The organism is Campylobacter suis (genome assembly GCF_905120475.1).
GTDB classification, from domain to species: Bacteria; Campylobacterota; Campylobacteria; order Campylobacterales; family Campylobacteraceae; genus Campylobacter_A; species Campylobacter_A suis.
In genome coordinates this window covers 134742-149809 of sequence record NZ_CAJHOE010000004.1, presented here as the reverse complement: position 1 = coordinate 149809, position 15068 = coordinate 134742, and the positions used below count along the sequence as shown (strand labels likewise).

15 protein-coding genes are annotated in these 15068 nt (G+C 38.2%); 14 read left to right on the top strand and 1 reads right to left on the bottom strand.

Going from position 1 to position 15068, the window contains the following annotated elements; genetic code table 11:
• The coding region (locus tag LQV35_RS07815) for a molybdopterin-dependent oxidoreductase (protein ID WP_230057318.1) at positions 1-1367 on the bottom strand (1367 nt) is incomplete at its 3' end.
• A gap of 84 nt (positions 1368-1451) precedes the next feature.
• Between LQV35_RS07815 and LQV35_RS07810 the strand changes: the two genes are divergently transcribed.
• The 14 genes from LQV35_RS07810 to LQV35_RS07745 all read left to right on the top strand — a co-directional run bounded on the left by LQV35_RS07810 (position 1452) and on the right by LQV35_RS07745 (position 15011).
• Positions 1452-2171 carry a tetrahydrodipicolinate N-succinyltransferase N-terminal domain-containing protein gene (locus LQV35_RS07810; RefSeq protein WP_230057317.1) on the top strand — a complete coding sequence of 240 codons (720 nt, stop codon included), beginning with the start codon at positions 1452-1454 and terminating at the stop codon, positions 2169-2171.
• On the top strand, positions 2168-2911 hold the full coding sequence (locus tag LQV35_RS07805) for an NYN domain-containing protein (protein WP_230057316.1): 744 nt from the start codon (positions 2168-2170) through the stop codon (positions 2909-2911). The genes LQV35_RS07810 and LQV35_RS07805 overlap by 4 nt, the downstream gene beginning before the upstream one ends.
• Before the next feature lie 2 nt (positions 2912-2913).
• Entirely contained in the window at positions 2914-3402 is a 489-nt protein-coding gene (locus tag LQV35_RS07800) for a DJ-1/PfpI family protein (protein ID WP_230057315.1), read from the top strand.
• A gap of 68 nt (positions 3403-3470) precedes the next feature.
• Complete coding sequence (efp, locus tag LQV35_RS07795) at positions 3471-4037, top strand: elongation factor P (protein ID WP_230057314.1); 567 nt, start codon at positions 3471-3473, stop codon at positions 4035-4037.
• A 31-nt stretch (positions 4038-4068) separates the two neighbouring features.
• Positions 4069-4458 (top strand): MmcQ/YjbR family DNA-binding protein, encoded by a 390-nt coding sequence (locus tag LQV35_RS07790; protein WP_230057313.1) that lies wholly within the window; start codon positions 4069-4071, stop codon positions 4456-4458.
• Between the two features lie 2 nt (positions 4459-4460).
• Entirely contained in the window at positions 4461-5312 is an 852-nt protein-coding gene (locus LQV35_RS07785) for a radical SAM protein (RefSeq protein WP_230057312.1), read from the top strand.
• Positions 5313-5370: 58 nt separating this feature from the next.
• Positions 5371-6552 (top strand): multidrug effflux MFS transporter, encoded by a 1182-nt coding sequence (locus tag LQV35_RS07780; protein WP_230057311.1) that lies wholly within the window; start codon positions 5371-5373, stop codon positions 6550-6552.
• Positions 6549-7184 carry a uroporphyrinogen-III synthase gene (locus LQV35_RS07775; protein ID WP_230057310.1) on the top strand — a complete coding sequence of 212 codons (636 nt, stop codon included), beginning with the start codon at positions 6549-6551 and terminating at the stop codon, positions 7182-7184. Before LQV35_RS07780 ends, LQV35_RS07775 begins: the two co-directional genes overlap by 4 nt.
• 234 nt (positions 7185-7418) lie before the next feature.
• The gene (gene purD, locus LQV35_RS07770; RefSeq protein ID WP_230057309.1) at positions 7419-8666 is read left to right on the top strand and encodes a phosphoribosylamine--glycine ligase; all 1248 of its coding nucleotides are present in this window, start codon (positions 7419-7421) and stop codon (positions 8664-8666) included.
• Positions 8663-9112, top strand: a complete 450-nt coding sequence (locus LQV35_RS07765) for an RDD family protein (protein WP_230057308.1) — start codon at positions 8663-8665, stop codon at positions 9110-9112. Before purD ends, LQV35_RS07765 begins: the two co-directional genes overlap by 4 nt.
• On the top strand, positions 9102-11255 hold the full coding sequence (locus tag LQV35_RS07760) for an LPS-assembly protein LptD (protein WP_230057307.1): 2154 nt from the start codon (positions 9102-9104) through the stop codon (positions 11253-11255). Before LQV35_RS07765 ends, LQV35_RS07760 begins: the two co-directional genes overlap by 11 nt.
• Positions 11255-11950: a sodium:proton antiporter gene (locus LQV35_RS07755; RefSeq protein WP_336246001.1), complete on the top strand. Its 696-nt coding sequence runs from the start codon at positions 11255-11257 to the stop codon at positions 11948-11950. The genes LQV35_RS07760 and LQV35_RS07755 overlap by 1 nt, the downstream gene beginning before the upstream one ends.
• Positions 11950-14151, top strand: coding sequence for a polyribonucleotide nucleotidyltransferase (locus tag LQV35_RS07750; protein WP_230057305.1), 2202 nt, complete (start codon positions 11950-11952; stop codon positions 14149-14151). The genes LQV35_RS07755 and LQV35_RS07750 overlap by 1 nt, the downstream gene beginning before the upstream one ends.
• A gap of 11 nt (positions 14152-14162) precedes the next feature.
• Entirely contained in the window at positions 14163-15011 is an 849-nt protein-coding gene (locus tag LQV35_RS07745) for a universal stress protein (protein ID WP_230057304.1), read from the top strand.
• Positions 15012-15068 lie beyond the last annotated feature (57 nt).

Below are 15068 nucleotides of genomic sequence, written 5' to 3'. Positions count from 1 at the left end.
ATATCTGAAAACTTAGCCTGCGATGTCCAAAATGGCTCAAGTGTGATGATGGCATCTAGCTTACGCAGTGCTATGGCTGCTCTGTTTGAGTCTTGGTGGCGGGTGAAGAGATTTCCCGAGGCGCTTATCATCACTTTGATATTTGGCATATTTATCACTTCGCCGTTTTGCTCTAGCGTTTGCGTTTTGCCCTCAAAAGCCTCGATCATTCTTGAGCTTGGTATGACATGAAGTTTGCTATTTTTAGGGCTTTCGCAGAAATTTTTCATATTTGGCGCTTTATACACCACATCCCCGCACCCGCCAAATCCAATGCCAATGTCTAGCCCCTCGCCGGCTTTGCCAAAGCCATCCAGCATAGCACTTAGCGCTATTATCGCCCAGTAGGCTTGCTCACCGTGATCGCTTCTTTGTATGGATCTACCACAGATGATTTTTGTGGAGTTTTTTGCAAGCTCTAGCGTAAAACCCTCTATCTCATCTTTAGCAATCCCGCAAATCTCACTAGCCCAAGCTATGTCTTTTACAACACCATCTTTTTCTCCCATAAAATACTCTTTAAATTTATCAAACCCAACACAGTTATTTTCTAAAAATTTATCATCGTGTAAGTTGTTTGTATAAAGATAGTGACACATCCCTATCATCATAGCTGTGTCTGTGCTAGGACGAAGTAGAAGTGTTTTAGCGTTAAAATACTTTGCGCTTTCGTTTTTAAAGACATCGACGCTGTAAATTTTAATGTCGCTTTGTCTTAGTTTTTCAAAGCACGCATAGCCGTTGTGAAGTGGGATACGGCTTGAAATTTCACTCGTTACTAGCGGGTTTGCACCCCAAAAAACGACATTTTTCGCATTTTTTAGCACAGCTTGCCAGTTATCAGTCACGGGAAAATACACATCGCGCCCCAACACTCGCTCAAACACCACTATCCCAGCCCCAAGCGAATAGTCCCCGCTTTCGCTCACAAAGCCACCCATGAGATCTAGCATACGCCTCACACAGCGTCTGCCGTTGCTAACTCTGCCGTTTGCTCCCCAAAAGTAGCTCTCACCATAAACTGCGCTCGCGCCGTGCTTTTCATAGGCTTGCTTTAGACTTTGCGCCGTTAGATCAAGTGCCACCTCCCAGCTAACTCGCACAAACTCCTCCTTGCCACGAAGCTCTGGCTTTGGGTTTGTGGGATCATCTAAAAAGCTTTTACGCACATATGGGTGTTTTACACGGGAGCTGTGATTTAGCACATCTTGCATCGCTAAATTTAGCTCAAAAAGCCCTTGATGTGGGCTAAATGGCTCTATGTTTGTTATCTTGTTATCTTGGGTTTTTGCGTAGTATGTTCCGTATCTGTTTGCGCCTAATTTCATTTTTTCCCTTATAAATTTTAGCCCATTATATAAAAGTTTTATGAATTTTTAGATAAGCTATGAAAAAATACAGTAGGGAAAATATTGACAACGGAAAAATTTAAACAAATTTGCGAAACTGTCCGATCAGATGCACTTTATCGTGATCCGCTTGCTTTTGGTATAGCTAGGGTTGATCGTAGCAAAATAGATGATAGAAAAATTTTGCAAGCTAGCTTTGGCGCACATAACTGGAACGAGAGCTTTTTAAGTGCAGCTGCGTTTTCATGGGCGTTAAAAGAGTGTGGCGTGGCAGTAAATTTTCAAGATAGTGAGTTTGTTTGCGATTTTAATAAGGAGCTTGCCAATAAAGCTTGGCAGCTTTTTTGTGCATTTGAAAATCAAACCGAAAAACACCCAAATGTTAGCACATTAAAAGCGGTACGAAATGCCGTAAATGAGTCCAAAAATGCCAAAAATTTTCGACTAGTCTTTATCTATGAAGATACTCACCCTAAAAGTATAGAAGCACTATATCTAAAGCTTTATGCACTTAGTCTTAAAAAGACAACATCTATCGTGCTTGAGCCAAATGGCTTAGAGCTAAAAGATCTTGCGTGGGGTAGTGATGGCAAACCCATAGAGTTTGAGTGGCTAAAAACACATGAGATAGAACTAAAGATGAGTGATAACTATCCACTCATAGCGTCCATAGGAAAACTTCCATCTTTTTTAAACCATATCATACCAGATAATGTGCCACAAAAAACGCCATTTTTAGAGATAAAACTAGGCGAGATAGTAAATTTTAAGGAAGCGCTTTGAAATTTCAAAATATAGCGGTTTTTATCGATGCTGAAAATTTCTCACATACGCTTGTAGATGAGGCTTTTTTAGGAATAAATAAGCTTGGAAAGGTCGGCAAAGCCTTTGCTTACGGCGATTTTAGCCTACCAAGCCTAAAAAGCTATAAAGATGTGATACTAAATCACAATATCTTTGCCATGCAAAATTTTAGCTACGCAAGCGGCAAAAACTCATCTGATATCGCACTTGCGATAGATGCGATGGAGCTACTTTGCAGCGGGGAATTTGACGCCTTTGTCATCGTTTCAAATGACAGTGATTTTATAAGGCTAGCGCAAAAGATACGCTCGCACGGCAAAACTGCCATTTGCGTTGCAACAAATGCCAAAAACGAGCGCGCGTATGATGAAATTTTACTTATTAACAAAAAGTCAAAAATAAGACAAAATATAGAAAATGGCGTAAAATCTCTCATCGGCATCAAGCCACAAAATCAAAGCATGCAGCAGTCAAAAAACCTAAATGAAGCTCGTGAAATTTTAACCAAATTTTATGATGAGATGGTTACAAATTCTAATCAAAATGAGTTTATACATCAGTCTTTATTTGGCTCAGCTATAAAAGATGGCAGTGTTAAATTTTCGCTTCAAGAGTATGGATTTGGCAGGCTTGGTAAATTTTTTGATGCTCTTGCAGGGCAAAATGTCGTTGAGATAACGATGGATGGTAGTGCACCAAAATTTCGTATAAAGAGGTAAAAATGAAGATCGCTCTTGTTATGTATGATAAGATGAATCTTGCAAATTTTGCAATGCTAATGGCTTTTTTTAAAAGCTTTGAAGGCGTCAGACTAAAGACTTGTGCGTTTAAAAATGAGGTGGTGTGTGAGCTTGGAGTTCGCTTACATCCTGATGTTTTTGGCGAGAGTATTTACGGTGCTGATATGATCGTTATACCAGACGGACTTGGCGCACTAAGTTTGCGATATGATGAAATTTTTCTTTCTTGGATAAAGTCTGGTTCATCAGCAAAGCTTAAATTTGGCTTTGACTTAGGCTCACTCATCTTTGCAGGAGCTGGCTTTTTAGAAGAAAAGAGTGCTGCCATAAGAGGTGGGTATAAAAATGCACTTAGCGAATACTGCTCTGTTAGTGAGCATAAAATTTGCTTTGATAAAGATATGATAAGTGCAAGCGAGTTTAGCCAAGAGCTTCAGCTAAAGCTTAGCAAGCTTCTAGAAAGCTACTAAAAGCTCGCAAAAGTAAAATTTTAACTTAAATTTGCTATAATCAGCCGTTATTTTAATAAGGAGAAACTATGGCTTCATACTCTATGGGCGATTTAAAAAAGGGACTAAAGATCGAGATAGACGGCGTTCCGTATAAGATAGTTGAGTATCAACATGTAAAACCTGGCAAAGGCGCAGCATTTGTACGCGCAAGGATAAAATCTTTTATCGACGGCAAGGTTCTTGAAAAAACTTTTCACGCAGGCGATAAGTGCGAGCAGCCAAATTTAGAAGAAAAACAGATGCAATATCTTTATGATGATGGCGAGTTTTGCCAGTTTATGGATACAGCTACTTATGAGCAAGTAGCCATCGAAGATGAAGATGTTGGCGAAGCGAAAAAGTGGATGATAGATGGCATGATGGTTGATATATTATTTCACAACGGCAAGGCCATAGGAGTGGAAGTTCCACAAGTTGTAGAACTTAAAATCGTAGAAACTCCGCCAAATTTTAAAGGTGACACACAAGGTGGCAAAAAGCCAGCTACACTTGAAACTGGTGCCGTAGTGCAGATACCTTTTCATGTGCTTGAAGGCGAAGTTATCCGCGTAGATACTGTGCGTGGCGAATATATAGAACGAGCAAACAAATAATAAAAGAGCCAGCCAAGGCTCTTTCCTTGATATGCTAGAAAAAATTTTATCCTACATCTTTACCAAATATCAAGTCTTTCCAGAGCAAATTTTTAAAAAATATCCCGGCTACATGGTCTTTCGCCATAGACACAATGAAAGATGGTTTGGTGTCCTAATGAGCCTAAAGACAAAAAATTTAAAAGATAAAAGTTTAATTTTTGCAAGAGATAAAAACATAACTTTAATAAACCTAAAACTAGAGCCAGGCTTAGTAGCGTTGATGCTTGATAACAGACACTTCTTGCCAGCATATCATATGAATAAACGCCACTGGATAAGTGTCGTTATAGACGAAGAGACACCGCTTGAAGAGGTTTTTGACCTGATAGATGATAGCTACAAGCTTACACAAAATGCAAAAGTCAAAGGCATTTTATAAACTTGAAAATTTCACACATTCAAGCCAGCGACCCACTAACTCGCTCAAAGCTTGCTGACTTTGCGATAAACCCATATGTAGGTTGCGCTTTTGCATGCAGATACTGCTATGCTTGCTTTACAAAACCAGCTTCACACAAAGATGACAAGTGGGGAGAGTTTGTAGATGCAAAGATATTTTCAAAGCCCATAAATTTAGCAAAAATTTATAACAAAAGCGTAGTTATATCGCCCATTAGTGATTGTTACGGACCACTTGAAAGAAAACTTGAACTAACAAGAAATTTGTTGTCTCAGCTAGCCAATACAAGGTGCAAAATACAAATCATCACCAAATCAAGCCTAGTAACAAGAGACATAGATATTTTAAAACACCTACAAAATGTAAATGTAGCCATCAGCCTAAATACACTTGATGAAAAATTTGCTAGCGATATGGATAGAGCAAGTTCTGTTAGTGCGCGACTTGAAGCCTTAAAAATTTTACACGAAAATGGCATAAAAACATCGATGTATATCTCGCCTATTTTTATCGGCATAACAGATGTGTTTGCCCTTATCAAAACATCAAAAAATTTTGTCGATCACTACATGTTTGAAAGCCTAAATTTACGCTATCCATACAAAGATGATATACTTTCTTATATCACGCAAAACTACACATTTTTATCGCCACTTTATACGCAAATTTATCTCAAAAATGATATTCGACCACTTGAAAGTTTACGCCAAAAGATAGTAAAGTTTTGCCAGCAAAATGATATAAATTTTAGTGATCATATGTTTCATAGGGTCATAAAAGAGCAAGACAAGGCTAAAAAAGAGCCAAATTTTAGCCAGCCAACTCTTTTTTAGCTATACTTATTGGCTTTTAAAAATTTTAAAGCTATAATTACACTTTTAAAGAGGAAAAATGCGACGCAAACACAACTCAAGACTATTTTTACTGCTATTTTTGGGCGCACTTTCGGCGTTTGGTCCATTTGTTATTGATCTTTATTTGCCAGCGCTTCCGTCCATCTCAAGTTGGTTTGGTGCATCAACATCACTCACGCAACTAACACTCACAACAAGTATGGCAGGGCTTGCTATCGGACAGCTTTTAATAGGTCCTATAAGCGATAAATTCGGGCGCAAAACACCACTCACTATATCACTTATCATCTATACCATAAGTACTATTTGTATATTTTTTACAACAAGCATTGAGATGTTTATCTTTATGCGCGTCATCCAAGGTCTTGCTTCAGCTGGTAGTGTCGTTATAGCGCGTGCTATCGTTAGCGATATTTATAGCGGTCATGAGCTAACAAAATTTTTTACGCTTATGATGACCATAAACTCGCTTGCGCCTATCCTTTCGCCAGTAGTTGGCTCTTTGCTGATGAAATTTACTGATTGGCATGGTATTTTTATTGTGCTTAGTATAATTGGCATTATTTTGTTTATAGCAAATTTTAACTTTAAAGAGAGTTTGCCACCAGAGCGTAGATTTCAAACCTCATTACTACAAAGCTACGGCGTATATAAAGAAATTTTAGTGTATAAAAAATTTATGACCTTTGTGATGGTTATGACATTTGCGCTTGGAGCGATGTTTGCCTATATCGCGGCTAGTTCGTTTATATTTCAGGAAAAATTTATGCTATCTCCTTTTGAATACGCACTTTGCTTTGCCTTAAACGGACTTGCTATACCCATTGGTGCTGGTATATCCGCAAAGCTAAAAGAAAGCAAAGGGATAAAAGTTGGAGTTGCTGGGCTTTTAGCAAGTTCGATATATACAGCTTGCGCGTTAAATTTAGGGCTTGGAGTGGAGTTTGTTATACCAGCCTTTATCATACAAATGTTTTTTACAGGATGTATCCTACCGACTGCTTCTGCACTTGCTATGAACTGCGGACGCAAATATGCAGGCTCAGCGTCTGCTGTACTTGGTTTTTGCCCATTTTTGCTAGGCGGCATAGTCTCGCCACTAGCTGGACTTGCAGATATTTTTGCTAGCACTTCGATTTTGATATTTTTATGCGCGCTAGGGGCGTTTTGTATGTATTTGATAGCAAGTAAATTTGGGTACTTAAAGGCAGAAAATTGATCTATCTTATCGGCTCACATGCAAAATTTAAAGATATAAAAACGCTTATTTTAAACAAGATAGTTTTTGAAAATTTTAGCCTTGAGATAAGTTTGTTTGACGCGCTTGTTATTACATCTAAAAACAGCATAAATGCCCTAAAATTTAATCAAATTTTGCCAGATAAAAATATAGAAATTTACGCCATAGGCAAAGCTAGCGCAGATGCAGCAAAAAAATTTGGATTTAGCGAGATTTACACTGCTAAAAATATGCACGGAGATGATTTTGCGACTGAAATTTCTCCACTTTTAGCACAAAAAAAAGTTTTATTTCTAAGAGCTTTTAAGACAGCCTCTAGTGTCTTTGAAATTTTGCGCGCAAATAATATAAATGTAGAGCAAGTCATCGCCTATAAAAACATACCAAAAACTCTTACAATCGAAAAAAAACCGCCCCAAGGAAGCATTTTAGTTTTTACTGCGCCGTCAGCTGTTAGAAATTTTAAAGATAATTTTGGCTGGGAGATGAGATATAAAGCAGTAGCCATCGGCAACACAACAGCAAAAGAGCTTCAAAATTTAACCACCCCCATAATTAGCCCTACACAAAATTTAAAAGACTGCATAAAGCTTGCTAAAACATTACTTTAAGTAAATTTTTTATATAATTATACATGCCTGAGTGGTGCGAGAAAGCATTATAACGGGGTCCAACACTATTGTATTAGCGAAGATGTGCGGACTTCTTGTGATGTAGCTTCGTTTGAGCTGGATAACAGCGAGAAGTTGCAACCTGTCGATGTTCGCCTACTTGCAAGATTGGCTTTGATTTTTGGGCCACTCTTTTGTGCGACGCCCACTTGGGTTTTTAATACGGAGAAAATCATGAAAATTTTAGTCATCGGCAATGGCGGTCGCGAGTATAGCATAGGTTTAAAGCTTAGTGAAGATAAAAATATATCACAAATTTATTTCGCTCCTGGCAATGCAGCCACAAGCAAACTTGGCGAAAATATCAAAATTTCTGACTTTAACGAACTTGCCAAATTTGCAAAAGATAAAAATATCACCCTAACTATTGTAGGTCCAGAAGCCCCATTAAGTGCTGGTATAGTAGATGTTTTTAAAGCACATGGACTTGCTATTTTTGGACCAAGCAAGGCAGCTGCCAGACTTGAAGGCAGTAAAGCTTATATGAAAGATTTTTTAGCTAAAAATGGTATAAAAACAGCAAGATACCTAAATACCGATGATAAAGAAAAAGCTTTTAAATTTATAGAAACGCTTGGCATTCCACTTGTAGTAAAAGCAGATGGACTTTGTGCCGGCAAAGGCGTCATCATAGCCCAAAGCCACGATGAGGCAAAAGAAGCGGTAGAGCAGATGTTAAGCGGAGAAAGCTTTGGCGATGCTGGTAAAAATGTCGTTGTCGAGGAGTACCTTGATGGCTTTGAGCTTAGCTTTTTTGCAATTTGTGATGGTGAAAATTTTGTAAGCCTACCAGTAGCGCAAGACCACAAGCGACTTTTAACTGGCGATAAAGGTCCAAATACAGGCGGCATGGGTGCATATGCACCAAGTCCTCTCGCCACACAACAGATCATAACTCGTCTTGAAAATGAGGTCGTAAGACCGACACTAAAAGGCATGCAAGCCGAAGGAGCCCCATTTTGTGGAGTGTTATTTGTAGGGGTTATGGTTGTAAATGGCGAGCCTTATGTACTTGAGTTTAATGTCCGCTTTGGCGATCCAGAGTGTGAGGTTTTAATGCCTTTGATAGACGGAAATTTGGGAGAAATTTTATTAAAAGCGGCAAATGGTGAGCTTGAAAATGTAAAGCTTAAAGATAAGTGTGCTGTTGGTGTAGTTATCGCAAGTAGCGAGTATCCTTATAAAAACTCACCAAAAGCAAAGATAAGTGTAAAAGAAATTCCAAACGACACACACCTAGTTTATGCTGGAGTTAGCGAAGAAAATGGCGAAATTTATGCAAGTGGTGGTAGAGTGTTAGTGTGTGTTGGACTTGGCAAAGATATTATGACCGCACAGCAAAATGCCTACAAGCTTTGTGAAAATGTCCATTTTGAAGGTATGCAATTTAGAACAGACATCGCTTGGCAGGCACTAAAATGAGCCAAATTCATGAAAAACTAGAGTATGAAAATATCTCTTTAGCTCCTATTTCTAAAAGAATTTTTGCCTTTTTTATAGATGAGTTTATCTTAGCCGGGCTTTTTATGGCTATATATTTTGAGTATTTTAAAGGCTTTCAAACACAAGAAGAGATCATAGCAGCCATATCAGGACTGATGCTACAATACATCAGCATTCGCACGATATACCACACATTTTTTGTATGGTATTTTGGCGCAACACTTGGTAAGATAGCCATGAAGATAGCTTGCATAGACATAGGTTACCTTGATAAACCAAGCATAGGAGCCAGCTTTTTAAGAGCAGTAGTTAGAAATTTAAGCGAGTCAGCTTTTTATCTAGGCTTTATTTGGGCATTTGGAAACCCTGCCAAACAAACTTGGCACGATAAACTTGCAAAGACGGTAGTGATAGATGTTGGGTAGAATTTTATTTAGTATAGTTTTTATTGCCATAAATTTGTTGGCAAATATCGAAGATGTGCAGCTTTTAGCCGATGATGTTTCGCGTGAAGGCGATATAGTAACCGCAAATAAAAATGTAGTCGTATATTCACAAACCTATCTTGTGACCGCAGATAAAGCCGTATATGACACAAATAGCTCGGTTATAGAGCTTTTTGGTAATGTCAATATGATGAAAGGCGCTAGCGAAGTTTCACGCTCAAACTATGCAAAACTAAATTTAAAAACTGATGCAAGTAGTTTTGAAGCCCTTTTTATGATGAACAAAGAGCTTGAAGTCTGGATGAAAAGCGATGAGAGCCAAAGCGATGATGAGTACTACCACACAAGAAATGCAGTAGTTTCAAGCTGTAATGTACAAGATCCAGACTGGACGATTAGCTCTAGCTCAGCTATGCTTAATAAGCATAGTAAATTTTTACATCTTTTTAACCCAGTTTTTCGCATAGGCTCGGTACCAGTTTTTTATCTTCCATATTTTGGCTTCTCAACTGATACCACCCGTAGAACTGGACTTTTACCACCAACTATAGGTTATAAAAAATCAGAAGGTTTTTTTTATAAACAACCTATATATTTTGCCCCATACAATCAGTGGGATTTCGAACTTGACCCGCAAATTTTAACAAGGCGCGGTGCGGGCATGAGTGCTACCTTTAGATTCACTGACTCGCCATACTCTTATGGTGAAATTTCACTTGGTGCCTATAGAGATACACAAAAGTATCGCAACGAACAGATCGGCAAAAACTCAAATAACCAAAGTCTAAAAAACAAAACTCATAAAGGCATAGAATTTCTATATGATAGAAGTGTTTTGTTTAAAAATTTTATCGATCCAAACCTACAAGAGGCTCTTTGGATAGAGGCAACAGCGTTAAATGACATAGACTATCTTGACCTAAAAGAACATAGCGGCGAAGATCATGACTCGCTAGTTACATCAAAACTAAACTACTTTTTAAGCTCAAAAGATCACTATTTTGGTGCATATGCAAAATACTATATCGACACACAAAAACTTGGTTCAACAAATGAAAATAAAGATACACTTCAAGAGTATCCAAGTTTTCAGTATCATAAATTTACAGACTCTTTATTTTTGCCAAATTTACTCTATTTGGTTGACATACAGTCGCACAACTACACTAGACGCATAGGCATAAAAGCAACTCAATATGAACTAAATACACCAATTTCGCTACATATACCGCTATTTAACAAGACAGCAACATTTTCATTTTACGAAAATTTCTATGCAAACTATATAAGTTTTGATAAAAAAGCAAACTCGGCTACAGACAAAACAGAGAATAAGGATGACTACTATATCAACAACTTCCACCGTTTTGTACTCTCAACTGATCTTGCCAAGGCTTATGAAAACTTTTTTCATACTATAAATTTTGGTGCTGAGTACATTCTCCCTGGATTTAACAAAGGGGATTTGAGTGATAAGTTTTACTATGATACAGACGGTAAAAGATATGAAAATTTCTTACAGCAAGAAGAGACAAAAGAGGAGTTTTCAGGCTATGCAACACAATATTTTTACACTTCAAATGGTAGAAAATTTTTGCGCCACACTGTCTCTCAAGGATATTATGTTGATGAAAATAAGCGAGGAAATTTAAAAAATACGATCGCCCTTTACCCAACTGCGAACTTAAGTATACAAAATAAGGTTGAATACTCGCACGATAAAAATAAATTTGAACTTATTCAAAGTGGTTTATCTTATAATGACGAAAAATTTAATGCTAACATTTGGCACACATACAAACAAAGAGAAAACAACAAAAAAGATAGCTATATTACCTCAAATGCTAGCGCAAAGCTACCTTATCATAACAGAATTCATGGCTCATGGCAGTATGATACCAATCACCACTATACAAAGCTTTGGAGAGTCGGGATTGATCACTGGCGAAAGTGCTGGAACTATGGCTTAACCTACCAAAGAAAGATAGAGCCTACAACAACTAACTCTGGTGCTGCGGTTAAGCGCAGTGATGGTGTTTATCTAACGATAAATTTCTACCCTATGGGTGGCATACACCAAGACTTCTCGATATCAAAAGATGGTGACGGCAGCGGAAAATGATGGAAAATACCATAACATTTAAAGACCAAGCAGATGCAGCAAATAAGCTATTTGAAATTCTGCCAAAAAAAGATCTTGTAGATCGTAAAACTTTAGTTATTTGTATGTCACTTGAGTCTGTTATTATGGTAGATGAAATTTGTAAAAATCTAGGACTAAACTACGAGATGCTATTTTCAGAGTGTATCAGTGCTCCAAACAACCCAGAATGCACTATCGCAGTCGTTAGCGAAACTGAAGAGATAGTCTTAAATGACGCACTTATACGGGCATTTGAGATAAGTTATGACTTTGTTTATGGGGAAGCACATAGAAAATATGAAGAGAAAATTTTAAAAAATATATATAAATTTAGAAAAGGAAATCTAATAGGCGATCTAAGAAATCGTAATGTTATCATTATGGATGAAGGTTGCGAAAGTGGCTTGACCGCACTTGTTTGCGCAAAAACACTGATAAAAGAAGGCGTAAAGTCTATCGCCTACGCAACCCCAGTCATCGCATCTGATGTCGCACTTTCACTTAGTAGCGTTATCGACACTATCTATACGGTAGATAAAATTTTACATTTTATTGATGTAGATAGTTGCTATGAAAGCAAACTAGATGCCACAGATGAGTGCATTTTGCAAATTTTAGAGGATAGCCCTAAATATTTACCGTTACAAAAACAACAAAAAGGAGATGAAGAATAATGCAATACAGCATAGATGTCAATAACCAAGTTCAAATTTTTGACCTAAACAAGGTCGCTAAACAGGCTGCTGGAGCAGTTATGTTACGCGTAAAAAACACCGTCATTTTGGCAACAGTAGCAAGAGAAGAGACACAAGTATCAGAAGATTTTTTACCGCTTACAGTGCAATATCTTGAAAAAAGCTACGCTGCAGGCAGGATACCTGGCGGATATGTAAAGCGCGAGACAAAGCCTGGCGATTTTGAGACACTAACTTCACGCATCATAGACCGCTCGCTTCGCCCACTATTTCCAAAAGGGTATGCTTATCCAACGCAAATAGTTGTAATGGTTCTTTCTGCCGATCCAGAGGTTGATCTACAAGTTGTCTCGCTAAATGCAGCCTCTGTAGCACTTTATCTTAGTGATATCCCCGTAAATCGCCCAGTTTGCGGGGTTCGCATAGGCGAAATAGACGGTGAGTTTGTTATAAACCCGAGCAACTCTGAGCTTAAAAAAAGTGCGCTTGACCTCTATGTAGCTGGTACAAAAGATGAGCTTTTGATGATTGAGATGAGAAGTTTACCGCAAGAAAAAGAGCAAATTTTACCTGTAATGGCTATCGATCCTATCATAGATGTAAGTCTAAATAACGGCTTTGCACTTACACAAGAGATGAATGAATTTAGCGAAGATAAGATGATAGAGGCTATAGATATCGCAAGCAAGGCTATCTTACGCACTTCAAATGCTTATGAAGAGGCTTTTAACGAACACAGAAAAGCAGATGCGATATTAGAGTTAAAACCTGAGATAGAAAACGAAAATGTTGCAATATACATTGACAAGATGTATAAAAACGATGTCAAAAATGCCATAAACCAAATGGCTAAAAGCGAGCGCGCAAGCGAACTAAGCAAGATAGTCAAGCAAATTTTAGATGATGAAGTTGCCATAAATGAGGGCTGGGATGAGAGCGTTGTCTCAAATGTCCTTAGCAAGTACAAAAAAAAGCTTGTTAGAGAGCAGATAATAAACGAACGCAAACGCGCTGACGGAAGGGCATTAGACGAAATTCGCCCTATATCTATCGAAACAAATATCTTGCCAAATGCTCACGGAAGCTGCCTTTTTACAAGGGGTCAGACACAAGCTTTAGTCGTGGCTACACTTGGCACGGACAGTGATGCGCAGATGTATGATGTGCTTACAGAAAAGGGTGCATTAAGCGAAAAATTTATGTTTAACTACAACTTCCCAGGTTTTAGCGTAGGAGAAGCAAGTCCTATAAAAGCCCCTGGCAGGCGCGAGTTAGGGCATGGTAACCTTGCAAAAAGAGCACTTACGCCAAGTATTGAAATTCACTCACCTTATACTATCCGCCTAGTATCTGAAATTTTAGAGAGTAACGGCTCAAGCTCTATGGCTTCGGTATGTGGCGGTGCACTTGCACTTCGTGCAGCAGGTGTTGATACGACAAAGCTTGTTGCAGGTATTGCCATGGGCTTAGTCTTTGAAGGCGATAAACATGCTGTGCTTAGCGACATAATGGGACTTGAAGATCACGACGGAGATATGGACTTTAAGGTTGCAGGCACAAACGAAGGCATAACTGCACTTCAGATGGATATAAAGCTTGGTGGCATTAGCCTTGAAGTGCTAAAAGAGGCACTTGAACAAGCAAAAAGAGGTCGCGCTCATATATTAAATTTAATGCAAAAAGCAAATGATGAGATAAGCGTAAATGATGAAATTTTACCAAAATTAGAGCTTTTTAACATCGATCCAAGTAAAATAGTTGACATCATAGGACAAGCTGGCAAGACGATAAAAGAGATCATCGAAAAATTTGAAGTTTCAATCGACCTTGACAGAGAAAAAGGCGAAGTAAAAATCGCTGGCGGAGCAAAGAAAAATGTCGATGCTGCAAAAGATTATATCATACAAATAACTCAAAAAGAGAGTAAATTTGGTTCAAAGCGTGGCGGACACGATAGACGAGATAAAGACAAACCAAAGCCAGTTTTTAACATCGGTGATGAGTTTAACGGTACTGTAAAAAGCGTGGTTGATTTTGGTGTATTTGTTGAGTTAAAAGATGGAGTAGACGGACTTTTGCATATCTCAAAGATAAAGTCACCACTAAAGGCTGGGGATAGCGTAAAAGTTGTTGTCAGCGAGCAAAAAGGTAATAAAATTTCACTTTCATTAGCGGAGTAAAAGGATAAAAAATGGTCAAAAAAATTCTCTTTCCAATAGGTGCAGGCGAAGATGTACAGCCACGAATTTACGGTGCTTTGCTAGTTGCAAAACACTTTAATACACACATTGATGTACTGACTTGTCAGCTTGATCCAAGTATAGTTTACAATATGAAAATGACGCTTCGCGGAGGTGTGCTTTTTGAGGAGTTTTTAAAATCAGCAAAAGATGAAATTTTAGCCCAACATAAGAAAAACGAGGCGATCTTTAAGCGCATTTGCGATGAGCTTAAAGTTACGGTTAGCGCAACTCCTATGTTAGGTCAAGCTACGGCAAATTTCTTGATAAAAGATGGAAAAAGAAGCGTTATAGTCGAGCGAGAGAGTAAATTTTATGATATGGTAGTAGCAGCCGTGCCACTTGATGGAAAGATAACTGGAACTTTTGAAGCGGCAGTTATGAAAAGCGGTAAAAATGCTATCGTTATCCCAAGATTTATGCAAAATTTTAATCCTAAAAATATCCTTGTTAGCTGGACTGGCACAGCCCAAAGCTCAAGGGCGTTAACTAGCTCACTACCTTTGTTAAAACAAGCTGACAAAGTGCATTGTATCACAACTCGTGCAGTACTTGGTGATGATGATAAAGCAAGCTTAGACGGACTAAAAGGCTACTTTGCACTGCATGATATAAATGCTACTTTTGAGATTGTAGAGACTAATAACATCCCTGGTGTAGCCCTAACAAAGGCAGCAAATGACGGCAACTTTAACCTTATAGTCGCTGGTAGACACGGAGAAAATGGACTAAGGGAGATGGTTCTTGGCGGAACATCTAAATTTTTCCTAGAAAATACACAAATTCCAGTCTTTATGTAATAACCTGCCATGAGTTTTTCTCATGGCACACCTAAATTTTCGCCCATTTACCATTTT